The sequence below is a fragment of the Nostoc sp. C96 genome (assembly GCF_059384975.1).
This window is the reverse complement of record NZ_CM182020.1, coordinates 4,244,148-4,267,190: the sequence shown is the minus strand read 5'-3', so window position 1 is coordinate 4,267,190 and position 23,043 is coordinate 4,244,148. Positions and strand designations below refer to the sequence as shown.

Annotated in this window: 19 protein-coding genes and 1 pseudogene; 15 read left to right on the top strand and 5 right to left on the bottom strand. The window is 42.3% G+C overall.

Annotated elements, in window-relative coordinates; genetic code table 11:
* Positions 1-314: 314 nt before the first annotated feature.
* From AC504W_RS18275 to AC504W_RS18265, 3 genes are read left to right on the top strand one after another with little or no spacing between them, the layout of a single operon-like run.
* Positions 315-746 (top strand): hypothetical protein, encoded by a 432-nt coding sequence (locus AC504W_RS18275; RefSeq protein ID WP_494873668.1) that lies wholly within the window; start codon positions 315-317, stop codon positions 744-746.
* Between the two features lie 41 nt (positions 747-787).
* Positions 788-2,170, top strand: a complete 1,383-nt coding sequence (locus AC504W_RS18270; RefSeq protein WP_494873667.1) for an NB-ARC domain-containing protein — start codon at positions 788-790, stop codon at positions 2,168-2,170.
* Between the two features lie 9 nt (positions 2,171-2,179).
* Positions 2,180-3,697 carry a tetratricopeptide repeat protein gene (locus AC504W_RS18265; RefSeq protein ID WP_494878693.1) on the top strand — a complete coding sequence of 506 codons (1,518 nt, stop codon included), beginning with the start codon at positions 2,180-2,182 and terminating at the stop codon, positions 3,695-3,697.
* 109 nt (positions 3,698-3,806) lie between these two features.
* Here AC504W_RS18265 and AC504W_RS18260 read toward each other — a convergent pair whose 3' ends face one another.
* Together AC504W_RS18260 and AC504W_RS18255 are read right to left on the bottom strand one after the other, a co-directional pair.
* Positions 3,807-4,187, bottom strand: coding sequence for a type II toxin-antitoxin system VapC family toxin (locus tag AC504W_RS18260; RefSeq protein ID WP_494879381.1), 381 nt, complete (start codon positions 4,185-4,187; stop codon positions 3,807-3,809).
* A 57-nt stretch (positions 4,188-4,244) separates the two neighbouring features.
* Positions 4,245-4,550, bottom strand: a complete 306-nt coding sequence (locus AC504W_RS18255) for a hypothetical protein (RefSeq protein WP_494873665.1) — start codon at positions 4,548-4,550, stop codon at positions 4,245-4,247.
* A 601-nt stretch (positions 4,551-5,151) separates the two neighbouring features.
* Here AC504W_RS18255 and AC504W_RS18250 point away from each other — a divergent pair.
* Positions 5,152-6,552, top strand: coding sequence for a collagen-like protein (locus AC504W_RS18250; RefSeq protein WP_494873664.1), 1,401 nt, complete (start codon positions 5,152-5,154; stop codon positions 6,550-6,552).
* A gap of 4 nt (positions 6,553-6,556) precedes the next feature.
* Here AC504W_RS18250 and AC504W_RS18245 read toward each other — a convergent pair whose 3' ends face one another.
* The 3 genes from AC504W_RS18245 to AC504W_RS18235 form a co-directional block, all read right to left on the bottom strand.
* Positions 6,557-7,129 (bottom strand): ABC transporter permease, encoded by a 573-nt coding sequence (locus AC504W_RS18245; protein ID WP_494873663.1) that lies wholly within the window; start codon positions 7,127-7,129, stop codon positions 6,557-6,559.
* A 253-nt stretch (positions 7,130-7,382) separates the two neighbouring features.
* Positions 7,383-11,828 carry a nitric oxide synthase oxygenase gene (locus AC504W_RS18240; protein WP_494879380.1) on the bottom strand — a complete coding sequence of 1,482 codons (4,446 nt, stop codon included), beginning with the start codon at positions 11,826-11,828 and terminating at the stop codon, positions 7,383-7,385.
* 513 nt (positions 11,829-12,341) lie between these two features.
* Complete coding sequence (locus tag AC504W_RS18235; protein ID WP_494873661.1) at positions 12,342-13,142, bottom strand: PhzF family phenazine biosynthesis protein; 801 nt, start codon at positions 13,140-13,142, stop codon at positions 12,342-12,344.
* Positions 13,143-13,274: 132 nt separating this feature from the next.
* Between AC504W_RS18235 and AC504W_RS18230 the strand changes: the two genes are divergently transcribed.
* The 11 genes and pseudogenes from AC504W_RS18230 (at position 13,275) to AC504W_RS18180 (ending at position 22,972) form a co-directional block, all read left to right on the top strand.
* Complete coding sequence (locus AC504W_RS18230) at positions 13,275-13,541, top strand: hypothetical protein (RefSeq protein ID WP_494873660.1); 267 nt, start codon at positions 13,275-13,277, stop codon at positions 13,539-13,541.
* 32 nt (positions 13,542-13,573) lie between these two features.
* Positions 13,574-14,966, top strand: a pseudogene (locus AC504W_RS18225) (aminopeptidase P family protein).
* Between the two features lie 307 nt (positions 14,967-15,273).
* Positions 15,274-15,675 carry a response regulator gene (locus AC504W_RS18220; RefSeq protein WP_494873658.1) on the top strand — a complete coding sequence of 134 codons (402 nt, stop codon included), beginning with the start codon at positions 15,274-15,276 and terminating at the stop codon, positions 15,673-15,675.
* A gap of 213 nt (positions 15,676-15,888) precedes the next feature.
* The gene (ffh, locus tag AC504W_RS18215; protein ID WP_494873657.1) at positions 15,889-17,361 is read left to right on the top strand and encodes a signal recognition particle protein; all 1,473 of its coding nucleotides are present in this window, start codon (positions 15,889-15,891) and stop codon (positions 17,359-17,361) included.
* A 197-nt stretch (positions 17,362-17,558) separates the two neighbouring features.
* Positions 17,559-17,819 carry a 30S ribosomal protein S16 gene (gene rpsP, locus AC504W_RS18210; RefSeq protein WP_096578659.1) on the top strand — a complete coding sequence of 87 codons (261 nt, stop codon included), beginning with the start codon at positions 17,559-17,561 and terminating at the stop codon, positions 17,817-17,819.
* Positions 17,782-18,219, top strand: coding sequence for a KH domain-containing protein (locus AC504W_RS18205; protein WP_096578656.1), 438 nt, complete (start codon positions 17,782-17,784; stop codon positions 18,217-18,219). The genes rpsP and AC504W_RS18205 overlap by 38 nt, the downstream gene beginning before the upstream one ends.
* A gap of 167 nt (positions 18,220-18,386) precedes the next feature.
* Positions 18,387-18,560, top strand: a complete 174-nt coding sequence (gene rpsU / locus AC504W_RS18200; protein ID WP_015114573.1) for a 30S ribosomal protein S21 — start codon at positions 18,387-18,389, stop codon at positions 18,558-18,560.
* Positions 18,561-18,784: 224 nt separating this feature from the next.
* Entirely contained in the window at positions 18,785-19,738 is a 954-nt protein-coding gene (locus tag AC504W_RS18195) for a PhoH family protein (RefSeq protein WP_494873656.1), read from the top strand.
* Positions 19,739-19,800: 62 nt separating this feature from the next.
* Positions 19,801-20,205: a ChuX/HutX family heme-like substrate-binding protein gene (locus tag AC504W_RS18190; RefSeq protein WP_494873655.1), complete on the top strand. Its 405-nt coding sequence runs from the start codon at positions 19,801-19,803 to the stop codon at positions 20,203-20,205.
* Positions 20,206-20,268: 63 nt separating this feature from the next.
* Positions 20,269-21,066 (top strand): DUF6816 family protein, encoded by a 798-nt coding sequence (locus tag AC504W_RS18185; protein ID WP_494873654.1) that lies wholly within the window; start codon positions 20,269-20,271, stop codon positions 21,064-21,066.
* Positions 21,067-21,154: 88 nt separating this feature from the next.
* Positions 21,155-22,972 (top strand): ABC transporter ATP-binding protein, encoded by a 1,818-nt coding sequence (locus AC504W_RS18180; protein WP_494873653.1) that lies wholly within the window; start codon positions 21,155-21,157, stop codon positions 22,970-22,972.
* Positions 22,973-23,043: the final 71 nt, after the last annotated feature.

The following is a 23,043-nucleotide window of genomic DNA, read 5'->3' as shown; positions in this document are numbered from 1 at the left end:
AGTCGCAGAAGTAAGTTTTGCGTACACATTTGTTATTTTGGCGATCGATCGCATTTGTTATATCTGGACTCGCAGAAATAGATTTTGCGTACGCATTTGTTATTTTGGCGATCGATCGCATTTGTTATATCTGGACTCGCAGAAATAGATTTTGTGTACGCGTTTGTTATTTTGGCATACGCATTTGTTATATCTGGATTCGCAGAAATAGATTTTGCGTACACAATTTTAGATTTTGAGCCAAAAAACAAAAATAAATGACTATTACGTTAATATGAGCTTGTATAAATAACTTTAGTTACCTGCGTATATAAATGGATATCGCGCTGATCGTCAAATTTCTCGCTCCCTGTCTGCCATTTCTGCTCAATGTGGGTGGTAAAGTTGCAGAAGGCGCATCACAAAAAGTTGGTGAGGATGTTTGGAATAAAGCTAAAGCTATTTGGGGGAAGTTACAACCCAAGGTAGAAGCGAAGGAAGCTGCAAAAGAAGCTGCTGCGGATGTTGCACAAAGTCCAGATAATAAAGATTTACAAGTAAGTTTGCGCGTGCAACTGAAAAAGATTTTGGATGCTGATACAGCACTAGCTGAGGAAATCGCCCAAATTTTGCAGGCAACAAAATCTGATGATAGCTCTGTTAGCCTCAACGCTCAATCTTACGATGAAAGTATACAGATAAATACAGCAGGTGATGTTAATCAGCCAAACTATGATTTCACCAAAAATATCAATAGCCCAAAGTAACTAACCACATTGCTGTTTATGGTACTGCACAGCAAGAAATAGTGGAGTGGCTAGAACGCAGTACCAAAGCTGAATCACCGGGAGTTCTCAAAGCGGGTAACTCCCCTAAAAATTTGGCTTATTGGCAAGGACGAAAAACAGAAATTGCCCAAATTCAGCAATGGTTAAATGATGAAAATACCTGTTTAATCGGTATAGAAGGCATCGGTGGCACAGGTAAATCAACACTGGCGACGAAGATTTATGCTGAAATTGCGGGTTTCCCCAAACGATTTTGGGCTGATGTCAGTAATGGGGCAGGTTTTAGCGATGTCGCCAGAGAAGTATTAACACAATTCGGCTTTCCGGTGCCAGAACAAGAAGCGCAGTTAGTAGAAGCGTTAGTTAGGTGTCTGCGTTCTGGGCAATTTTTACTAATTATTGACAACCTGGAAAGTTTATTACAACCTGATCGACAGTGGGGAAGTTTATTTTACGGTGAGTTTTTCCAAGCATGGGTGGAATCTGGTGGTAATAGTAAGGTGTTAGTCACCACCAGAGAAAGACCAGAATTAAAAGGCTTTGAATGGCTACCCTTGAAAGGTTTGCAAGTAGATGAAGGGGTAGCACTGTTAACAGCATTGGGCATTAAAGGGGATTTAAAAGAGTTTGTGGAATTAGTAGATGGGCATCCCCTATTGTTGAGATTGGTAGCAGACTTATTAAAGGAAGAATATTCACAAGACCCGGATTTAAGCAGATTAGCAGATTTAGGCTTAGGGAATTTGCGCCAGTTGTTGACAGATCCTCAAGTGGTGGGTGTGCATCGCCGGGAAAATGTGGGGATGGTTTTGGTATTGGATGCCAGTTTTGCAAGATTAAGTGAGTTACAAAAAACGTTATTGCAGAATATTAGTGTTTATCGTGGTGCGGTTGACAGTGTAGCAGCAGTTGCAGTGTTGCCGGGAAATTCAGCAGCAGAGATTGAGGGAGAATTAAGGAATATTGTTAAGCGTTCTTTGTTGGTAGAACAACTCAATGGTAAGCGGAGATTTAGATTTCAACCTGTGGTGTTGGAGTATGTGCGGTATAAAGCAGGGGAACAGACACAAGCGCATCAACGAGCGATTAATTATTATTTGTTGAATGTTAAACAAAAACCTTGGCAGACTAAAGATGATATCAAAGAATATTTAGAAGTTTTTCATCACTGGTTTCAACTAGAAAATTATGACTTGGCATTTGATGTCTTAAAATTTTGCAATGATTTTTTAACCTTGCGGGGTTATTACATCGACCAAGTGGAATTATATGGGCAGTTAGTAAGTAAATGGCAAGAAATTGGGGATAGAGAAAATTGGATTTATCGGGCTTCTCTCACTTCATTAGGCATTGCTTACAGTTCCCAGGGACAGTACCAACGGGCGATTGAGTTTTTCCAGTAGTCTTTAGAAATATCAAGGGACATAGGCGAGCGCAATAGTGAAGGTGCTTCCTTACAAAATTTAGGCATTGCTTACAGTTCCCAGGGACAGTACCAACGGGCGATTGAGTTCTACCAGCAGTCTTTAGAAATATCAAGGGACATAGGCGATCGTGATGGCGTTGGTAGTTTATTCAATAATTTAGGCAATGCTTACAAGTCCCAGGGACAGTACCAACGGGCGATTGAGTTCTACCAGCAGTCTTTGGAAATCAAAAGGGACATAGGCGATCGCTTAGGCGAAGGTAATTCCTTAAATAATTTAGGCAGTGCTTACAACTTCCAAGGACATTACCAACGGGCAATTGAGTTCTACCAGCAGTCTTTGGAGATATTTAGGGAGATAGGCAATCGTGATGGCGAAGGTAATTCTTTAATCGGTTTAGGCAGTGTTTACAAGTCCCAAGGACATTATCAACGGGCAATTGAGTTCTACCAACAGTCTTTGGAAATCAAAAGGGAGATAGGCGATCGTGATGGCGTTGGTAGTTCCTTAATCGGTTTAGGCAATGCTTACGATTCCCAGGGAGAGTACCAACGGGCGATTGAGTTTTTCCAGCAGTCTTTGGAAATCAAAAGGGAGATAGGCGATCGTGATGGCGTTGGTAGTTCCTTAATCGGTTTAGGCAATGTTTGCTATTCCCAGGGAGAGTACCAACGGGCGATTGAGTTTTTCCAGCAGTCTTTGGAAATCAAAAGGGAAATAGGCGCTCGTGATGGCGTTGGTAATTCCTTATACAATTTAGGCAATGCTTACGATTCCCAGGGAGAGTACCAACGGGCGATTGAGTTCTACCAGCAGTCTTTGGAAATCAAAAGGGACATAGGCGATCGTGATGGCGTTGGTAATTCCTTAATCGGTTTAGGCAATGCTTACAACTCCCAGGGAGAGTACCAACGGGCGATTGAGTTCTACCAGCAGTCTTTGGAAATCAAAAGGGATATAGGCGATCGCAACGACGTTGGTAATTCCTTAATCGGTTTAGGCGTTGCTTACTATTCCCAGGGAGAGTACCAACGGGCGATTGAGTTCTACCAGCAGTCTTTGGAAATCAAAAGGGAGATAGGCGATCACAATGGTGAAGGCTTATGTTTAATGAATTTAGGCAATGTTTGCTATTCCTTGGGAGAGTACCAACGGGCGATTGAGTTCTACCAGCAGTCTCTGGAAATCAAAAGGGAGATAGGCGATCGCAATGGCGAAGGTAATTCCTTAATGAATTTGGGCAATGCTTATTCTCGATGTGGCAGGATTCAAGAAGGATTTGCAGCTTCGTATCAAGCCCAGCAGATTTACCAAGAACTTGGGCTTCCTTTTGAAGCAATGCCTTATCCTCGGTGGCTAAAATCACTAATAAAATTCGCTCAACGTGGTTGGTTACATTTGATTTTGTGTTTCATTTTTGGGCTGATAGCCTTTCCTTTTGCCCTTGTATGGTTGATTCTGGTAATTTTATGGCGTTTAATGCGTTCCCAGTTTAGAAGATGAAAACTGATATCTTATGACCGTAGTTTTTGGGTGTGGTTGCGTCGCTTGTGGCGTTGGCTTCGCTCTTGGTTTCGGCGGTCATATTAGTTTAAGCTGGCAATGACATCAGTTATATAGTAGCGGGATTAATAGTTGTAATTTCTGAATAACGGGCAAAATCACTGATATTAAACGTCAAAATATGAGTTAAGCCATGCACCAGCATTGCTGCAACCAGTCGCGCATCGTGTACGTTGATTCCTCTAATTCCATAGACAACTACCAGCCTTTCCCATTCCTGGTAAATTGCCTCAGTATCTAGCAACAGTGGAAATAACACTTTTAAACGGTTAACTTCTGCTTGTGCTTCTGCTACACTACGCCCTAAACCATTTCGCTCAATTGGGCGTGTGTAGACGCTCCAAAATTCAATCAAGTTTTGCGGTACAATGTGCAACTGTTCACTGCGATTGTGTAACGTACTGATAGCATTGGCAGCATCAAGGTTCATGGGATGGCTAAGGTCTACACTCCTCAACAAAACATTAGTATCTACCAAGTACGACACTTAACCTCGCTCTCCATAAATACTTTCGCGGCTAATGGCTTCATCAGACAGTGTAGGTAGATTCAGCCCTCGGTGACTTTCTACCCAATCCCGAAATGCGGCTACCCACTCAGTAGGGGTAGCAGTTTCATAGAAAGGACTTTCCTGGGCTGGTTGCACCAGTCGCTCTAGCATAATATCCAGGTGTGGTTTAATTTCCGATGGACTGCGCTGGGAAATCTTCGCCAACAAAAGCGTAATTGTTTCAATGTCTTGACTATGAGATTTTTCTAACTCACTCAAATTGGGTTTTGGTTGACTGTTCATAGTCTGTTAGAACATAGCGATTTTAGTTAACATTTTAATTCTCCGCTTATTGATCAATTCCTACCTTGATCACGCATTTTTTACTTGTCTACAATCTTACTTGTTTCTGCATAAGTTGCGAAACTCAAAGGCGACTCTGTTTTGGCCTTGCAGCTTTTCAGACAAGCATTTGAAAAAGAACGGTTAGCAGTAGAATTAATTGTCAATAATCTGGCAGCAAAACCAACACGTTCAATCTTAGAGGTTACGGTGTAAACACAAGTCACAAATTTTCATGTTCAACCACATACCGCCTAGAACTAAAGTTCCAGGCTTATAGCCAAAGTCCACTCAAGTGGACTGAAAGACATTTTTGGTTGAGTTATCTTGAGATGACTGACGCTATGATACTCGGAATTTATTCTGAGGCGGGACTTGCGTCAAAGGCGGTGTGGGGTTATTTTTTGATTTCTGCAAGAAGTCTATTCAAAAAAGTGGGATGCTGCCTAATTTCATACTTCACACTTCATATTTGTAATAGTGTATGAGTAGAAATCAGGAGCAAATTCCTGTTATGCAACGTCATATTCAGTAAATATCACTAACGATTAGGTTTCCGCCGATGTCCAACAGTCTGAGGGGTAAGCTGCCACTTTTACTGACATTTTGCTTAGTTACTAGCTTGTTACCTGCATCTGGTTCGGTATTATGTCCAGCGATCGCTAATAACAACTACCTGGCTAATCGGGATTATGGCAGAGATGGAAGTGCGGGGACAAGTGGGCGATCGGGTAGAGAGGGCCGCGACGGTCAAAATCAAATTATTTTTGTCGATGGTTCATCAGTTAACCTCGACTTATCAGGTCAAAATGGCGAGGATGGGGAAGACGGTGAAAATGGTTATCGCCCTGACTGCGGTTATCAACCAGAGAAGGGAAATCGTGATATTCATGCAGCCGATGGCGGTGCGGGTGGTAATGGTGGTAAAGGCGGAGATGGCGGAAATGGGGGTTCTCTCACGGCTTATTACACCAATTTAGCCGACTTACGCAAAATTCTCGTTCGCGCTACCCCAGGTGAAGGCGGACGCGGCGGACGCGGTGGTAATGGTACGTCTGGGTGCAATTGTCGCAGGCGCAGTTGGGAAGTGGAAACCTGCAAAGGCACTCCCGGCAGTTCTGATTACAAATGTACTAAGAAGCGTTACAGATGCCATGATGGACGGGATGGCAGCAACGGTAGTGATGGTAGCGATGGTCATACTGGGCGTTTAGGAGTGTTGAGTATTGTTAACAGTAAAGAACCCTTGGCCGCTGAGACTCCTAGCATCAAATTATCAATTACCGAACTCGCTGGTAAACAATTCCCACTCTCGAAAAATAAATGGAACCTGCGTATAGGTGCAACTTCATTACTTGCGCCTGGTTCTATGGTTGCAGATGAGTACCGCGAATTTGCCCAGCGTTTAGAAGAGTCTTTTCAAATTGTTTGGCAGGAAAAACAACCGAGTCAAAGTTTTGGCAATCAACCTGTAACAGTCACTTTAAATGATAGTAAGCAAGTAGAAGTAACTTTTGCTGAAGATTTGTGGGTTGATGGTAACAGTAAAAATGAGAATAATTTGACAACCTATACCGTTAACCACGCAATTCTCAAACAAGATGTTACTCGGTTAGCCATAGCCGAATTTGCAGGTGCAGGAGAAAACCTCAACTTAAAAATAGTTGATTTAGCAGCAAAATCTGATGTGCTTCAGACTAAATTTCGGGTGAAATTCCGGGCGCGAGATAATTCTGGGGGTTTCTCTGACTATCAAACTGTTTATACAGGTGATGTTCCTGCTGAATTTGTCACCCGTGACTATAATCGGTTTATTTTGGCGTTAGGCAAGCTAAAAATCCCAGAAAATGCCCTCAGTTCTGGTACCAATGTTGATATTGAAGTGATAGCAACGCGCTCATTAGGCGAACGTTCGGCAAAGCAAACTATTAACTGGCAAAGTGTAATTCGTAAACCCAAATAAAAGATTAAGTAGATTTTTTGCTTTCAGAAATCATTTGTGCCAATAGAGACCCCATGAAATCTAAAAATTGATCCAATAATGTGCCGATAATACCGATGTAGAGTAAAAACTGAATAATGTTATTAGTATTACCTGCTTTATAGGCTTCCCAGAGAAGAAAGCCTAATCCTCTAGGGCCAATTAACATTTCTATGGCAATAACTGTAAACCACGCTACCCAAATGCCAACTTTTAGGGCATGAAATACATGAAATATGGCAGCACGAAAGTTATTATTTTGCCTGCGAAAATGTTGTAAACCTATTGCTACATTAATGATAATTGTCCAGAGGGTGGCAATAAAAATCACAATTACCGCAGCAGGTTCACTATCTTGAAATAATATCAGCGCAATTGGCAGTAGGGCTAAAGGTGGAATGCTATTAGGTATCTGAAATATTCTTCTAAGAATCTGATACACTGTAACATTTATACCAATGAAATATCCAATAAAACTGCCGAAAACAGCAGCCGGAATGTAACCTACAAACAGTTTTTGTAGGCTGGCTAAAAAGTCTAAAAATATAGTTTGTTCCATGCCTCAGTTTTTATTTGGAACGTTTACATATTACTGTGGCAATCAACAAAAAACAGTTAATAGATAACTCAAGGGAATATATGATAGTTTGCTGAAATTCAATTTATCAGAAAATCGAAGCTAAATCACAAAAATAAATAAAATCTCAATAATTCATGAATAACAAAATACCCGATTTCTCAAAGAAATCGGGTATCTAATATCTAGCTAATTTTTACTTATTTTCAACCGCAAATCATCATGTCATCATGTCTCAAAGATTATAGGCAATTGATGGTTGTACCACCTCTGTAACTTGTGCATGATCATCTGCTGATTGATTAACACGCTCCAGCCATCTTTGGGCTTTGGAATAGTTATCTTTCTGAACTTGTTTGATGGCTTGTTTGTAGTTGAGTGTGACTCCCCAAACATCAGAGGTGAAGCGTTTTTCTTGTTTCATTTTGTCAAAGAACTGCACAGCTTCTAGGTGTGATAAACCACCTTCTGTATTGGCGATCGCTAACATAACTTGATAAACATCATCGGCCATCTTGGCATCACCACAAACATAATAGTGGCATTGAGGATGACTCAGCTTTTGCCATATTTCTTGTGGTTGCTGCTGCATCAAATCTTGTACGTAGGTTTTGGTGTTGCCTTGGCGAGAAAATGCCACGTTTAATTCCGACAGCACGCCCTGATTGTGCCATGTCTGCAATTGCTCTTGATAGAGGAAGTCATGCTGATTACGACAACCAAAGAATAAAGCTGCATTTGCCAAAGGTTGTCCTTGTTGCCACAGGGCTTGTCGGTATTGCAAAAAGCCAATTAACGGTGAAACCCCAGTACCTGGCCCTACCATCAGCATAATTGCTTCTGGATCGCTAGGTGGTCTAAAGGTGGAGGTACGAACGTCAATTCGTACTTTTGTGCCTGGTTCCAGTCCAGCTAAGTAGTTGGAACATAGTCCTTGACGGACTTTGCCTGCATCGGTGGTAATTTGCAATACCCCAACGGTGATTTGAATTTCTTGGGGATGTAGCAAGGGACAGGAGGAAATTGAATACAGACGGGGTTTCTGTCTGGGAAGTAACTCTAGTAAGGCGGCGAGGGTAATTTTGGCGGCGGGGAATTCATCGAATAAGTCAGCCACGCTCATGTAATTGTCGGTGATATTTTTGGTGAGCGCAATGCTGTCGGGATGGTCTTCACCTTGGCGGAGAATTTCTAACCAAGTTTCTAGGCGTTGTTTTTCTGTGAGGTTTGGCGTGGCGGAGTGTAAATATGCCAATAAATCATTGAATGGTTCCCGCAAAGCTAAATCTAGTTCTTCCTGTAACACATGACCGACGGTTGTCGGTACGGGAATTGGGGGTTTGTCTTCGGTTTCCTGACCATCGGCGGTGACGTAACTGGCGCTGAAGTAGGTGTCTTGGGTGACATTGAGGCGATCGCAAATTCGCTGCACCAAGGCTGATGAATTACAAGGATACACTGCCACATGATCGCCTGTTTCATAATTCAGGTTGGTATTGGCAATATCAAAGCTGATAAATCGGGTGGAACGGCTACCAGGAATTACTTCTTGCAGCAGTTCTTGATTAGCAACTACAGGTACGGCTATACCGCGATCGCCACTGTCTACTATACAAGAAAGGTTGAGAACTTCTGCAGCGTTTAACAATTTCACTTGCAATTGCGGCGCATGAGCCGTAGTCGCATCGGCCGCTGTGGCATCTTCACCTAAGACACGGCTAATTAATCTCAGCCACTGCTTGAAGGTGTCGGCTTGTCCTTTGATTTCGTCAGCTTTATGTAGGGGAACAATACAGTTTGCCCCTGAACGAGCTAAGGCTTTATCAACCGCAATTCCCGCTGCACAGAATTGTTCATACACGGTACTGCCCAGCCCCAACACAGAATAATTTAAACTCATTAACGAACCGGGTGGTTGCTTTTTCAACCAGTACAAGAATTTTTTGCCGTTCCCTGGCATTTCCCCGTTACCAAAGGTGGAGGTGACAATCAGCAGTAGTTTTTCGGAGGTAAGGAGGTCAAGGTTATACTCATCTAGTTCCATCACCTTGGGACGATAGCGACTTAATTGCCGCGCCACAGTCCGGGCAAAACCTTCGGCTGTGCCAGTTTCCGAGGCATACAAAATCAAGATTCGGTCTTGTTTGTTGTCGTCTTCGGAAGCAAAAGTCGTGATTTTTTCCAGGTCAATTCCATCTTCTACTGCCCAGCGATCGGCTGCATGGTGATAGGCAGGTTCTAAATAAAAGTCGCGTGTTTGGTGATGCCAAACCGGACAAGCGCTACCGCCTGCTGGTGGTACCACCCAACCCCACTCAGCCGGACACTCTCTACCTGCTTTCTTTTCTCGCAAATCGTGGGCAAGGTACTGGCGCGAAGCAGATTGATGGTCTACCATTGTTACCTTCGCTTTTTGGAAGGAGTGCAGGACGGCAACATTCAGTTCTAAGGCGACGCGATCGCGCCACAATGTCTGCTCGGAACTAGTATCTAATTGCAGTACTTTGGCGATGTCTTCGAGTTTGTCGTAACGCCCTTCTTCCATGAAATCACGCATGATTTCTGTACCCATGTACCAGCCATTAAAGGGGACGCAAGCGTAGGTAATGCCACCAATATCCATACGGAAATTACTGATAGCCGGGATGGCATACCAGCGCAACCCTAAAGATTTGAATTCGGCAATGGTGGGATGTTCAATGTCTATTTCTAAAATTTCGTCTTTAGGGAATTCATAAAGCTTTGGCTCCATTCCCGGCACTTCAATCACTATCGGTAAAATATCGTAGGGTGTGCGGGGTGATGGTGGTTGCCAACCTAGTTTGATCACTGCTTTAGTTAAATCTAAGTTAGCGCGATCGCCCATTACACTGCCATCTGGTTGTTCGTAGGCGGCGTAACGCAGTAATTGGGGATTCCACAGGCGGGGCCCCCAACGTTCTTTCGGTTGTTTGGGACGAAATGCGGTCATGATCACTTGAATATTGCCGCCATTCGTCCCTAAACGCAAATGTTCGACTAATTCTTTGAACATTTCATCAGGGTCGGTAATATGACGGCAATCACGCACCACCATATTATTCCACTGAATCCGACCAATACATTTGGAAGCATTCCGCCAAGCTAACTGTGCGCCATAGGCGAGTTCTTCGTAGGTATGACTGTAAGCACCTGTGGCTTGGACTTCTGCTTGAATTTCTGCCCAACGTAGTTTTTGATGTTCTGGTTCCCAACCTTGTTCAGTCGCAATCACTTCGAGAAATTGCTTGGCTTTTTTTAATAACCTTTCTTCATTTAGCTTGGGCAATTTCATCACATTAGTGACGCGATTAAATAATGTTTGCCATGCCCGCCGTAATTCTGGGGTAAAATTCGGCACATACTTTTCAAATAAGACAAACATGGTGTCAGAAATGGCAGGGTATGCACAAGATGGTACTCCTACATTGCCGTGGATTTGTCCTAATAACCGCAGTTCCAGCAACAGTTCATCAGTGGTTTCACTTTTCAAGCAACGCATGAGAAAATCCAATGATTGAAACAGGTGCAAAGACAGGTAATCGATATCCGCCCTGCCAAAAATCGGCAATACAAAGGGATACTTTTCAAACAAGGTTTGATAAAATACCATCCCCATTTCTTGCTTGTTTTGGCTAAATACCTGCCAAGTGTCTGTCATCTCCTGGAGTAATTCTGGTGGTAAAGCGTCTTCATAACAACGGACTGCTTCTACCATTGGGACAATGATATGGGTATTAAAAAACTTGTAGAGGGCAGAGTTGACACCTTTAGCTAAATCTTGGCGATCATATTCTTCAATATAAGGAATCGAGGGTAACATCCACATCCACACTTGTCGCGCTTTCACCCAGTGGTGGGGACGCATCCCAATATCCGCAAACAAAGCCCCGTAATCTTCTACTGTATCGAAGTCATCGCCTTTTTCGTAAGGCACACCTGTGAGAGGTTCAGAAATGATGTTTTGGGTATGGGGCTGGAGTTGGTGAATACAGTAATCAAATAACTCATAAAAGTAATCTGTCATACTGTCGATCGCTTCACCAAAAATATGTTCTAGTTCTGGTTCTTCCAGCAACAGCCGTTTAAAGAACTTTTCCATTTGCAGTTCTTTCCAAGCCCGCATTTTATTCCAGATATCCTTGACGATGACTTCTTCATTAGCCGTCAGGGGTATAGCTGCGGGAATTTCTACTTCTTTGTCAGTTGTTGAGGTTGGTTTTAGTTGAACACGCGTATGGCTTGGCTGATTGGCTAATAAGTTGACGGTGCTGCTATGTGCTTCACCAATAGTCTGGGTGATCCGTGTTTTCAGGGTTAAGTAGGGTGCTAGACTCCAGGTGGTGATGGGAAATTCTAGTTCAATTGAGTTGTGTCCATGCAGAAAATCTTGCGCCGCAAAGGTCACTGTCCCTGCATCTTGCCAAGGTTGCGTCATATCACCTTGGCGATAACACAGTGTAATAGTAATGGCGCAGTCTTTGTAGTTAGTTAAATTTAATAGCCAGCTGGGCTGCATCCGCGAAAACAGATCTTTGGACAAAATAGATTGTCCTTGCTCTGAAAGTATCTGTACACGACATTTATATTTAAAATCTCCGCCAGATGGAACATCGGTGGCTGAGATTTCTGTTAAATGAATCAGTTGTTGATTGTAATCCATGAGTAAAAAATTATCGAGATGAATAGCAAGTTCAAGTTGATACCAAAATTCGCCGCAACACTAGAGTTCATCTAATTTCTGCGGGATTGAAATCTTCAAACAAGACATCAAAAGTTTGGGTAGTTAAGGTTTAAAATCCTCATTCCCTCCCAAGCGAAGCATCTTGTTGTGTAAGTCCTATTTTTGTATCGTATTGGTTACAAAATGCTCATTCAAAAGTCGGCAAAATACGATTGATCAAAATGGCCTAGAAAAGTTAGCCACCATAATTCATCATTGATTGGAGTTAGACCGATGATTCAGTGGCGTTGAAAATTTTTAATAATTGATTCTGATACCTGAACTATCCGTTCTGTATACGTTTTAAACGGGTATTTGCACATATATACTGACTCACAAATCCTTAAAGGGGCATTAACTAAGTTGGCGTGTTAGATGATACTTAATCTTGGATTATACAGTTTTTTTAAGTGTAAATCACTACAATGTTGCCGCTAAATTTTACTTTTTATTTCAACAATTAGTAAGTTCACCTTGTAGTATGGTAACTGCTTGACCAGAAATGAGTACGCGATCGCCGCCATCATAATATAATTTGACGACACCACCCGGACTAGATGCTTGATAAGCCAAGAAAGTATTCTTACTCAAGCGATCGCGCCAAAACGGTGCTAAACAGCAATGGGCGGCTCCTGTCACTGGATCTTCATCAATACCGAGGGCTGGTGCAAAAAAACGTGAAACAAAATCATATTCTGAGCCTGGATGAGTTTTGCTGGTGACGATTACCCCATCTCCCGGCAAGGTTTTCAAAAGTTGAAAATTCGGCTGCATTTGTCGTACTACATCTTCAGATTCTACTTCTACGAGATAACCGAGAGAATTTTGGTAAACAGCTTGAAAATTTACACCTAAAGCTGTACTGAGTTCTGCTGGTGCGTTCGTCGCTTGCGAGTGATTAACAGGGAAATCTAGCTCAATCCATTCATTTTGGCGCTTGGCAATCAGTAACCCACTTTTGGTATGAAATCGAGCCGCTTCATCCTTTGATAAATGTCCCTCAGACCACAGTACATGGGCGCTGGCTAAAGTTGCATGACCACAAAGCGGCACTTCCACAGCTGGCGTAAACCAACGCAGATTAAAGCCATCCTCTTGTTTGACTAAAAAAGCCGTTTCCGACAAATTCATTTCCTGCGCTACCAGCTGCATCCAGCCAGTATCTTTTGGTGCAGGCAAAACACACACAGCCGCAGGATTTCCCGCAAAAGGTTTATCGGTAAAAGCATCAACCTGAGTAATAACTTGTCCCATAGAGTTACTCTAGAAATGGCAGCTATATATATTTATCAAAACTGTATGAGATATTTACGGATTATCAAAGATAAACGTTATGTATTTACGCTGTAACGTAGAGATTAGATAACGTATCTCACAGCGCGAGTAATGTTAAATCAAGATAAAAACTTGAGGATCACCATTATCAGAGGTATCTTTGCTACCATCCATTTAGCGCTCCTTGCTTCAGGATTAGTTGGCTGCGTGATCCAAGTACACAGCCCACCAGAACAAACTGCAACACCAAAAGAGCAATCGAACAATCAACCTCAACCACAGCCTGAGCAAGCTATAAAACAGGACAAAAATGATGATCATGATCAAGATGATGATAAAAATCATGATCATGATGATAAAAACGATGATAAAGACTAAATAACAGAATTTATCCTTATTTTTAATTATTTATGGTTGCATACAATATCTCTAGTTCCTTTGCCGATACCCTAAGCCACAGACGGCAAAAACTCGCGCAGTTAATTGATTTCCCTGTAATTCTCTGGATCAGGAAGCAACAGCCCCCGCAATTTTAGAGCTAATACCTATCCATTTCGCGCCAGTAGTCATTTTCTGTACTTTGCCGGCTTGCCTTTGCCCAACGCCGCCATCCGCCTAGAAGCAGGCAAACTTGAGTTATTCATGGATGATCCCGAACCCAGTAGCGCTTTATGGCATGGTGAAACCCCCAAACGTGCAGAAATTGCCGAGAAAATAGGCGCAGATGTAGCGAAAACCCTGTCCGAATTGAAACATCGGGGGAGTGGCGCAGCCTCAATTCCGGTGCAGAACTATCGCACCAGCCTTGTGCAATCTCAAATTCTACACAGAGAGATTGCTTCACCATCCGATTTGGCAGGACTAGATTTAGAATTAGCCAAGGCAATTGTTACCTTACGCCTCACCCACGATGCTGGGGCGTTAGCTGAATTACGTAAAGCTGCGGCTGTGAGTGTGGCTGCACACAAAGCAGGTATGGCCGCAACCCCCAAAGCCAAACAAGAAGCAGAAGTCCGCGCGGCAATGGAAGGGGTAATTATTGCCCAGAATATGACAACTTCTTACAACAGTATTGTTACCGTTCACGGCGAAGTTTTGCATAATGAAGCATATCATCACCCACTGCAACCCGGTGATTTATTACTTGCTGATGTGGGTGCAGAAACAGAAATGGGGTGGGCGGCTGATATCACCCGGACTTGGCCTGTTTCTGGAAAGTTTTCCGCCACGCAACGAGATATTTATGATGTTGTTTTAGCGGCTCATGATGCTTGCATTGCCAAAATTCGCCCAGGGGTGGAGTATGGGGATATTCATTTATTAGCTGCAACTACCATTGCCGAAGGTTTAGTAGATTTAGGCATTTTACAAGGCAACCCCCAAGATTTAATAGAAATAGATGCCCATGCACTGTTTTTCCCCCACGGAATTGGGCATTTACTCGGTTTAGATGTGCATGATATGGAAGACTTGGGAGATTTAGCCGGATATGAAGATGGTAGGACAAGGAGCGATCGCTTTGGCTTAAGCTATCTGCGTCTCAATCGTCCCCTACATCCAGGAATGTTAGTCACAATTGAACCGGGATTTTATCAAGTTCCAGCGATTTTAAATGATCCTCAAAATCGCGCTAAATATCAAAATGTCTTGAATTGGGAGCGTTTATCTCAGTTTGCTGATGTTCGCGGTATCCGTATAGAAGATGATGTTTTAGTTACTAGTGATGGTAGCGAAGTTTTAACAGCCACATTACCAAATGATGCTGATACAGTAGAAAATTTGGTGGCTAATATCTCCAAGTAAGAGTTTTTATTTTATTTTCTTCTGAGAAAGTTTTTCTTTATTGGTAGTATTTAGTCAAATTTACGTCTTTGATAATAAGTGAATTTCCTTCTTATGAATATATTTTATTGCAAAACATTTTATGATAAAAATAATATAAATTTATTATCAATAAAAATCAGAATATTATCTGTGAAACTATTGCTGTAAATATCTAATAGATAAGAAGCAATAGCAAATAATATATTAAAATGTACTGATTTTTGAAAAAAATCACACATCATTTCTAATAAATAGAGTCAAAGAATTAGACTTTTTATATGAACAAATGAACAATACACATAAACATATTCTTATATGTGATGATTGCACTATAATTTGTTGGCTATTAAAAACAATTTTAGAAAGCAATGGTTATAAAGTTGATGCCGTATTTAGCGGAATAGAAGTACTAGCAAAAATAGAAACGCAAGTATTTGATTTACTAGTTCTGGATGTCACAATGCCTGGGATGGATGGTTATGAAGTGGCTCACCACATCCAGCAAAATTGTAATTTAAAGTGTTTACCGATTTTGTTACTGAGTGGCCATGAAGAAGATGCAATCCGCAAGAAGTGCCAAGCAAGAATAGCAGGCATTATCCGCAAGCCTGTTGACATGAATGTACTACTAGAAATAGTTAAAAAAGCCTTACAACCAAACGAATCTCAGCAAGTAAGTCTCGTTTAATAAGAGCGATCGCCCACACTGCCACACACCGCCAAAATCAGAATTTATACACAAAAGACGGTTGACCACCCCAACATCAGTAGGTATCCAGTTGTTCAAGTCGGAGTGAAAACTACTAAGCTGGTAGATAGCACGTTCAAATTCTACCGGAAATTCTGCATCGCTGTTTGGCGATTCAGGCTTCCCTATTGGCTAACTACTTGTAACTAAGATATGTTTGACGCATTAGCAGACCGTTTAGAATCCGCCTGGAAAAAACTACGAGGTCAAGATAAAATTTCGGAATCCAACATTCAAGACGCTTTGCGAGAAGTCCGCCGCGCTTTGTTGGAAGCAGATGTCAACCTCCAGGTAGTCAAAGATTTTATTAGCGAAGTTGAAGCCAAGGCGCAGGGAGCCGAGGTAATTTCTGGCGTGCGCCCTGACCAGCAGTTCATCAAAATTGTCTACGATGAACTAGTGCAAGTGATGGGGGAAGAAAACATTCCCCTAGCGGAAGCTGAACAAAAGCCTACCGTTGTGCTGATGGCTGGGTTGCAAGGTACTGGTAAAACCACCGCCACCGCCAAATTAGCTTTACATCTACGGAAATTAGATCGTAGCTGTTTATTAGTCGCCACAGACGTATATCGCCCAGCCGCGATCGATCAGTTGATCACCTTGGGTAAACAAATTGACGTACCAGTATTTGATTTGGGCAGTGACGCTGACCCAGTAGAAATCGCCCGCCAAGGTTTAGAACGCGCCAAAGCCGAAGGTGTAAACACAGTCATAATCGATACCGCGGGTCGTCTGCAAATCGACGAAGATATGATGGCAGAATTAGCCCGCATCAAAGCCACAGTCCAACCCCACGAAACTTTGTTAGTGGTGGACGCAATGACTGGTCAAGAAGCCGCCAACCTCACCCGCACCTTCCATGAGCAAATCGGCATTACTGGGGCAATTCTCACCAAGTTAGATGGTGATAGCCGGGGTGGTGCGGCGTTATCAGTCCGGCAGATTTCTGGCGCACCAATCAAATTTGTTGGTATTGGGGAAAAAGTCGAAGCCCTACAACCTTTCTACCCTGACCGGATGGCATCACGGATTCTGGGTATGGGCGATGTGCTGACCTTGGTAGAAAAAGCCCAAGAAGAAATTGACTTGGCAGATGCCGAGCAAATGCAGGAGAAAATTCTGTCAGCAAAGTTTGACTTTACCGACTTTCTCAAACAGCTGCGTTTGTTGAAAAATATGGGCTCCTTGGGAGGCATTCTCAAGATGATCCCTGGTATGGGCAAGCTTTCTGATGATCAACTCAAGCAGGGAGAAACCCAGCTAAAACGCTGCGAATCGATGATTAACTCCATGACCAAGCAAGAACGCCAAGACCCAGATTTATTGGCCAGTTCTCCCAGCCGACGACGACGGGTAGCGAGTGGTTCTGGTTACAAAGAAGCCGATGTCAGCAAGCTGGTATCAGACTTCCAAAAAATGCGATCGCTCATGCAGCAAATGGGTAAAGGTAACTTCCCCGGTATGCCCGGAGGTATGTTTGGCGGCGGTGGTATGGGCAACCCCTTTGCCGGCGCAGGCAACCGTCCCTCCGCACCTGGATGGCGCGGTTACACTGGTGGTGGCGGTGGCGGCACCAAAAAGAAAAAACCCAAAGATAAAAAGAAAAAAGGTTTTGGCAATCTTTAAGGAAGAGTCAATGGTCAAACCACTTTGGACTATTGACTCTTGACCCTTGACTATTAGTCAATAGCCGTAAACACTAATCAAGTGTTAAAATAGGCATTTCAGTATGGGAATTTATTAACAAAGGCACTTTCGCCCAGTTATTTCCCTCATCTATCCGCTGCCAAAAATCCATATAAACAGGAGAACGATTCTTCAACATGATCAAACTGCGCTTGAAGCGATACGGAAAAAAGCGGGAAGCGAGCTACCGTATTGTCGCCATGAATAGCCTCTCTCGCCGCGATGGTCGACCTTTGGAAGAACTGGGCTTTTACAACCCCAGAACCGATGAAGTAAGACTAGACGTTCCCAGCATCGTCAAGCGACTACAACAAGGCGCACAACCCACTGACACAGTACGTCGCATCCTAGTAAAAGCTAATGTTCTTGAACAGGTCAGTGCAAAACCCGCATCATAACGAAAACACACAATTTCTTCTGACAACTAATCCCAACTACGTTGGATTAGTTAAATTTTTGATGCAGCCGTTTTTAGAATCTCCAAAGACTTTAAGCGTTGATTGTGAAATTTCTCACACCCTGAAAAAGGCTTGGATTCGCATTGCCTTTGACAGTGAAGATAAAGGCAAAGTATTTGGTCGAGGCGGACGCAATATTCAGGCGATTCGGACAGTAATTGCCGCCGCTGCGGAACTTGCTGGACAATCAGTCTACCTGGATATCTATGGCAGCAGTGCTATGGGGCGAGACGGTATGTCTTTTGATGAAGACCGCGAAGAGCGACCGCCACTCCCAAAAACTAGGGAAAGAGGCGGGAACAACGGGCCTAGACCTATTGCTAAACCTCGTTTCCGCTAGGTTTAAACTAAAAAGAAAGGAAGATGAGGGAGAAAAAGTATGAAGTATGAAAGATGAAGTCTGAAACTTAATCCTTCTGCATTGTGCCTCCTCTCATTGACCTAATTTCTAAATGCTATTTTTGAATGCAACTTCTAAATATCTCTGTCAGGGGGTGAAAATAGGGAGTGGCTGAAGTTCGTCTAGGTGAAAATGAAACAATTGACTCGGCACTAAGACGTTTTAAAAAGAAAATTCAAAGAGCCGGGATATTATCTGAAGTTAAACGCCGGGAAAGATACGAAAAACCCAGTTTGCGCCGCAAGCGTAAAGCAGAGGCTGCACGTAAAGGTGTTCGGTAATAAGGGTTTGAAAGCTTAATTAATTTCAACCTCAACCTAGTAGAGACGCGATCGCGTCTCTACTTCTGCTAGAAAAAACAGTAAAAAATAACTATCTGAGATAGTCATTAGCCAGTAAAAATGACGAATCATTAGAAAATAATGTAAAAATAAAGTTAATTAAAAATCTGAAAAATACTGAGACCGTTGTTAAAAATAACTCCTCACACATTTAAGAAATAACTATGGCAGATGCTTTAAAGATTCAGCTGCCAAATATTCCCAGTGCGATCGCTCTTGCAGGTGATGGTGAAGAAAATCTCAAAATCCTGTCTCGGCAAACAGGCGCGGTGTTAGTACTACGCGGACAGGAATTACAGATTACTGGTACAGATGCACAAATTAATTTAGCATCGCGGTTAGTGCGATCGCTCGAAGACCTGTGGATTAAAGGCAATACCATTTCTAGTGCCGATATTTTAACAGCCCGTCAAGCCTTAGATAGCGATCGCGAAGACGAATTACAAGAATTACGTCGAGATGTTCTTGCTAAAACCCGTCGCGGTGATGAAGTCCGCGCCAAAACATTTCGTCAGCGACAGTACATTGAGACTATCCGCAAACGTGACGTTACCTTCTGTACAGGGCCTGCGGGTACAGGTAAAACTTATCTCGCTGTTGTTGTCGCCGTTCAAGCACTCCTCGCCAACCAAGTAGAAAAACTGATTTTAACTCGTCCAGCAGTAGAAGCCGGTGAAAGATTGGGTTTTTTACCAGGAGACTTACAGCAAAAAATTAACCCTTATCTCCGTCCACTTTACGATGCAATTTACGAATTTATTGATGCTGAAAAAGTCCCCAATTTAATGGAACGCGGCATCATTGAAGTTGCACCACTCGCATACATGCGCGGACGTACCCTAAATCATGCTTTCATAATAGTGGATGAAGCTCAAAATACTACACCTGCACAAATCAAAATGGTTTTGACGCGGTTGGGTTTTCGTTCGCGGATGGTGATTACAGGCGATACTACACAAACAGATTTGCCTCATAATCAACAATCAGGTCTATCAGTCGCTTTAGACATTTTAAAGCACGTCGAAGGCATTGGTTTTTGCGAATTCACCCAAAAAGATGTAGTGCGTCATCCCCTAGTTCAGCGAATTGTAGCTGCTTATGAAAAATACGAAAAATAGTTATTAGTCAATGGTCAATGGTCAAAAATTTTCAACTGACAAATGACAAAGGACAATTAATTATGAGTGCAGATTTAAAAGAATTTTTAGAAGCTTGTGAAGCTTTGGGAACTTTGCGTTTAATTGTTACCAGCAGTGCTGCTGTATTAGAAGCGCGTGGTAAAATCGAAAAACTCTTTTATGCTGAATTGCCTAAAGGTAAATATGCCAATATGCACACCGAAGGCTTTGAATTTCATCTCAATATGGACAAAATTACTCAGGTGAAGTTTGAAACAGGTGAAGCGAAAAGAGGTAACTTTACAACTTATGCAATTCGCTTTTTAGATGATAAACAAGAACCTGCTTTAAGCCTATTTCTGCAATGGGGCAAACCGGGAGAATATGAACCAGGTCAAGTAGAAGCTTGGCACGATTTAAAAGAGAAATATGGCGAAATTTGGCAGCCTTTACCAATAGAGTTATAAGTAATTTGTCATTTGTTCTAGTAATGAATAGACAGATTACATAATATTTAATTACGAATTAAAATGAAGGCAATTTGCAGTTTTTGCTTAATTGTTTTATTTATGCTGGGATGGGCTAGAAGTGCAGATGCAGGTGAGTTATCAGAACGCTTGACGAACTTTCCTCAATGGGAAAAATTAACTTCTGTACAGCCAGCTTCCGGCGATTTAGCTTATCCTGAATGGATGTTTGGTACTTGGAAAGTTACAAGTACATTGGTCGATTTAGTTGCACCTTTAGCGCCAGATATTGTTACACCTGGGTTTGAAACTAACCGTCAACAACTTAACCTACCTGTAAGTTTTATTGTTAGGTTTATTAAACAAAAACCATCAGTCACAGTTGGTTTAAAATTTATTCCCCAAATTAATAATTTTTCACCGATTTTAGTAGCAGATAGAGCATTTAATAGCTTGAATTTAGCGAAAGCATATTTAGGTGAGCAAGCAGTATTATCAGTCAAAGTAGATCCAGAATCTCCGAATCGGCAAATTACATTGTTACGCGGGGAACGGCAATTAGTCTCTATTGTGACAGCACGCGCTACAGAAAGTATTTCTGAGCATAAATACATCACTGCGGAAGTATTTCAACAACTCTTTAAAGGCGGTTCTCGACCTTATTTTAATTCTGTAGAGTCTACAACTGCTTACCATAAATTGCCAACAAATAATCCCACAATTGAGGCAGATCAAGTTACTGCGGTCTATCTTTCACCCCAAGATCCAAATTACTTTCAGGCTGCTTCTCACCCAGTTGCGCTGTATCGCTATCGGCTGGAATTTTTTCCTGTAGAACTTCCACCTCATCCAGAAGAATGATTTGTTGTATTAGCTCTTGACTATTTTGTATTACATTATGTAGTATGTTGTTCCAAGCTTAGGATCGCACTCTTGGACGGAATAGATCATGGCAAAATTTCGAGATATTCTCAATTATTATCGTTCCGACTGGAAACTGAGCATTTTCAGTATTACAGCATCGAGCATTTACGAAATTATTGATTTGGTTGTCCCCTATGCGATTGGTCAGATTTTAAATGTTTTGTCTAGCCAACCGTTAGATAAACCTCTGCAAAGTGCGATCGCATCTATCTCCGAAGTTACTAATTACCCAGTTGGTCAAACACTATCTTTAGTGGTTTTACTAGGTCTCATTTTTATAGCAACTGTAGTGAGAGCGCCAACGCAACCTTGGTTAACGATTTGGTTTCACTGGGATATTGCTTTAAGGTCGCGCCGAGATAAAGCTCAAATAGCTATAGAAAAAATCCTCTCTTTGCCCCTAGAATTTTATGATGTAAATAATCCCGGACGTATTGCCGGCAGAGTAGCTAGAGGGATTTCTAACCATACTTGGACATATCCAGAAGTTGCCGGACAATTAATTCCTAAACTGCTGCGTTTGATAGGAATTTTTGTATTTATCGTCGTGATTGAATGGCGAATTGCCGTTCTATACATGATTTCCTTCGTAATTATCCTCGCTTTTAGTTTGAAAGAATTACGGCGAATAATTTGGCACGAAGGTCGCTTGGATAAATATATGGAAGATACGGAAAGTCGGACTTCCGAAATTATCACAAACATCAAAACAGTGAAAGCATTTGCTACAGAAGCGAAGGAATTAAAACGACAACAACAACGTTTAAATCGGGAGCTAACAGTAGTAGATTACCGCATCCACAAAAATTATACAAAACTGGTAGCTTGGCAAAAAACAGTAATCCAGTTTTGTGTATTTACAATTTTAGGTTTAACTTTAGCAGCAACAGTAAATGGCCGAATTTCCCTTGGTCAGTTTGTGATGATCTTGACACTTTCGAGTATGGCGTATGCTGAACTAGAGCCGATTAGCACTGTAGCAGAAGTGTTTGCTCGACGCTATTCTTCTATGTTGCGGTTTCACGAATTTTTGGAAGAGCCAACAGGTTCTGATACATCCAGTCTTTTTGTAGAGAATGAAGCTGAATCGCCTTATCAATTTACTGGCAAAGTGGAGTTTTCTCTGGTGAGTTTTGGGTATCTTGCTAACCGTCCAGTTTTGCAAGATATCAACTTATTGATTGAACCTTACCAAACAGTCGCCTTAGTTGGCCGTTCTGGTTCTGGTAAATCAACTTTAGTAAAACTGCTATTGCGGTATTTTGAACCTCAAGATGGTCAAATTCTGATTGATGGCTATGATATTCGTACCTTGGATGTGGGTAAGTATAGACGCAGATTAGCGATCGTTCACCAAGAAGTAGATGTTTTTAACGGCACAATTTTGGACAACCTCACCTACGGTAGACCAAATGCCACCTTTGAAGAGGTGCAAGAAGCCTGTAAGATTGCCAGAGTTGATGAGGTAGTCCAGATGTTACCCCAAGGCTATTACACCGTTGTTGGGGAACGTGGCGTGAGGCTATCTGGTGGACAAAGACAGCGCCTCGGAATTGCCAGAGCGTTGTTAGTTAAACCAGACGTGCTAATTTTTGACGAAGCTACCTCCAGCTTAGATTATGAGTCAGAACGTTCCATTCAATTGGCGATGCGATCGATTCAGGGAACTTGTACCACAATTGTGATTGCTCACCGTCTGAGTACAGTCCGCGAAGCTGACAAGATTGTAGTGTTAGAACAAGGTAGAATCGCCGAAATTGGTAGCCACGAAGAACTTTTGCGCCACGAAGGTATTTACCAACGCTTACATTCTTTGCAAGAAACTGGCGAACTCTTGAGCTAGGTAGGCAATTTCAACGCAAGTCAATCTGTTTGTGGGGTGGATATAATTATCTTCGCCCTACAGACACCTCT

What these genes read in the sequence shown, in the direction of transcription:
- AC504W_RS18275 (WP_494873668.1), top strand. Translation starts at nt 315, where the DNA reads ATGGATATCGCGCTGATCGTCAAATTTCTCGCTCCCTGTCTGCCATTT.
- AC504W_RS18260 (WP_494879381.1), bottom strand. Translation starts at nt 4,187, where the DNA reads ATGAACCTTGATGCTGCCAATGCTATCAGTACGTTACACAATCGCAGT.
- AC504W_RS18255 (WP_494873665.1), bottom strand. Translation starts at nt 4,550, where the DNA reads ATGAACAGTCAACCAAAACCCAATTTGAGTGAGTTAGAAAAATCTCAT.
- AC504W_RS18250 (WP_494873664.1), top strand. Translation starts at nt 5,152, where the DNA reads ATGTCCAACAGTCTGAGGGGTAAGCTGCCACTTTTACTGACATTTTGC.
- AC504W_RS18245 (WP_494873663.1), bottom strand. Translation starts at nt 7,129, where the DNA reads ATGGAACAAACTATATTTTTAGACTTTTTAGCCAGCCTACAAAAACTG.
- AC504W_RS18240 (WP_494879380.1), bottom strand. Translation starts at nt 11,828, where the DNA reads ATGGATTACAATCAACAACTGATTCATTTAACAGAAATCTCAGCCACC.
- AC504W_RS18235 (WP_494873661.1), bottom strand. Translation starts at nt 13,142, where the DNA reads ATGGGACAAGTTATTACTCAGGTTGATGCTTTTACCGATAAACCTTTT.
- AC504W_RS18230 (WP_494873660.1), top strand. Translation starts at nt 13,275, where the DNA reads ATGTTAAATCAAGATAAAAACTTGAGGATCACCATTATCAGAGGTATC.
- AC504W_RS18220 (WP_494873658.1), top strand. Translation starts at nt 15,274, where the DNA reads ATGAACAATACACATAAACATATTCTTATATGTGATGATTGCACTATA.
- ffh (WP_494873657.1), top strand. Translation starts at nt 15,889, where the DNA reads ATGTTTGACGCATTAGCAGACCGTTTAGAATCCGCCTGGAAAAAACTA.
- rpsP (WP_096578659.1), top strand. Translation starts at nt 17,559, where the DNA reads ATGATCAAACTGCGCTTGAAGCGATACGGAAAAAAGCGGGAAGCGAGC.
- AC504W_RS18205 (WP_096578656.1), top strand. Translation starts at nt 17,782, where the DNA reads ATGTTCTTGAACAGGTCAGTGCAAAACCCGCATCATAACGAAAACACA.
- AC504W_RS18195 (WP_494873656.1), top strand. Translation starts at nt 18,785, where the DNA reads ATGGCAGATGCTTTAAAGATTCAGCTGCCAAATATTCCCAGTGCGATC.
- AC504W_RS18190 (WP_494873655.1), top strand. Translation starts at nt 19,801, where the DNA reads ATGAGTGCAGATTTAAAAGAATTTTTAGAAGCTTGTGAAGCTTTGGGA.
- AC504W_RS18185 (WP_494873654.1), top strand. Translation starts at nt 20,269, where the DNA reads ATGAAGGCAATTTGCAGTTTTTGCTTAATTGTTTTATTTATGCTGGGA.
- AC504W_RS18180 (WP_494873653.1), top strand. Translation starts at nt 21,155, where the DNA reads ATGGCAAAATTTCGAGATATTCTCAATTATTATCGTTCCGACTGGAAA.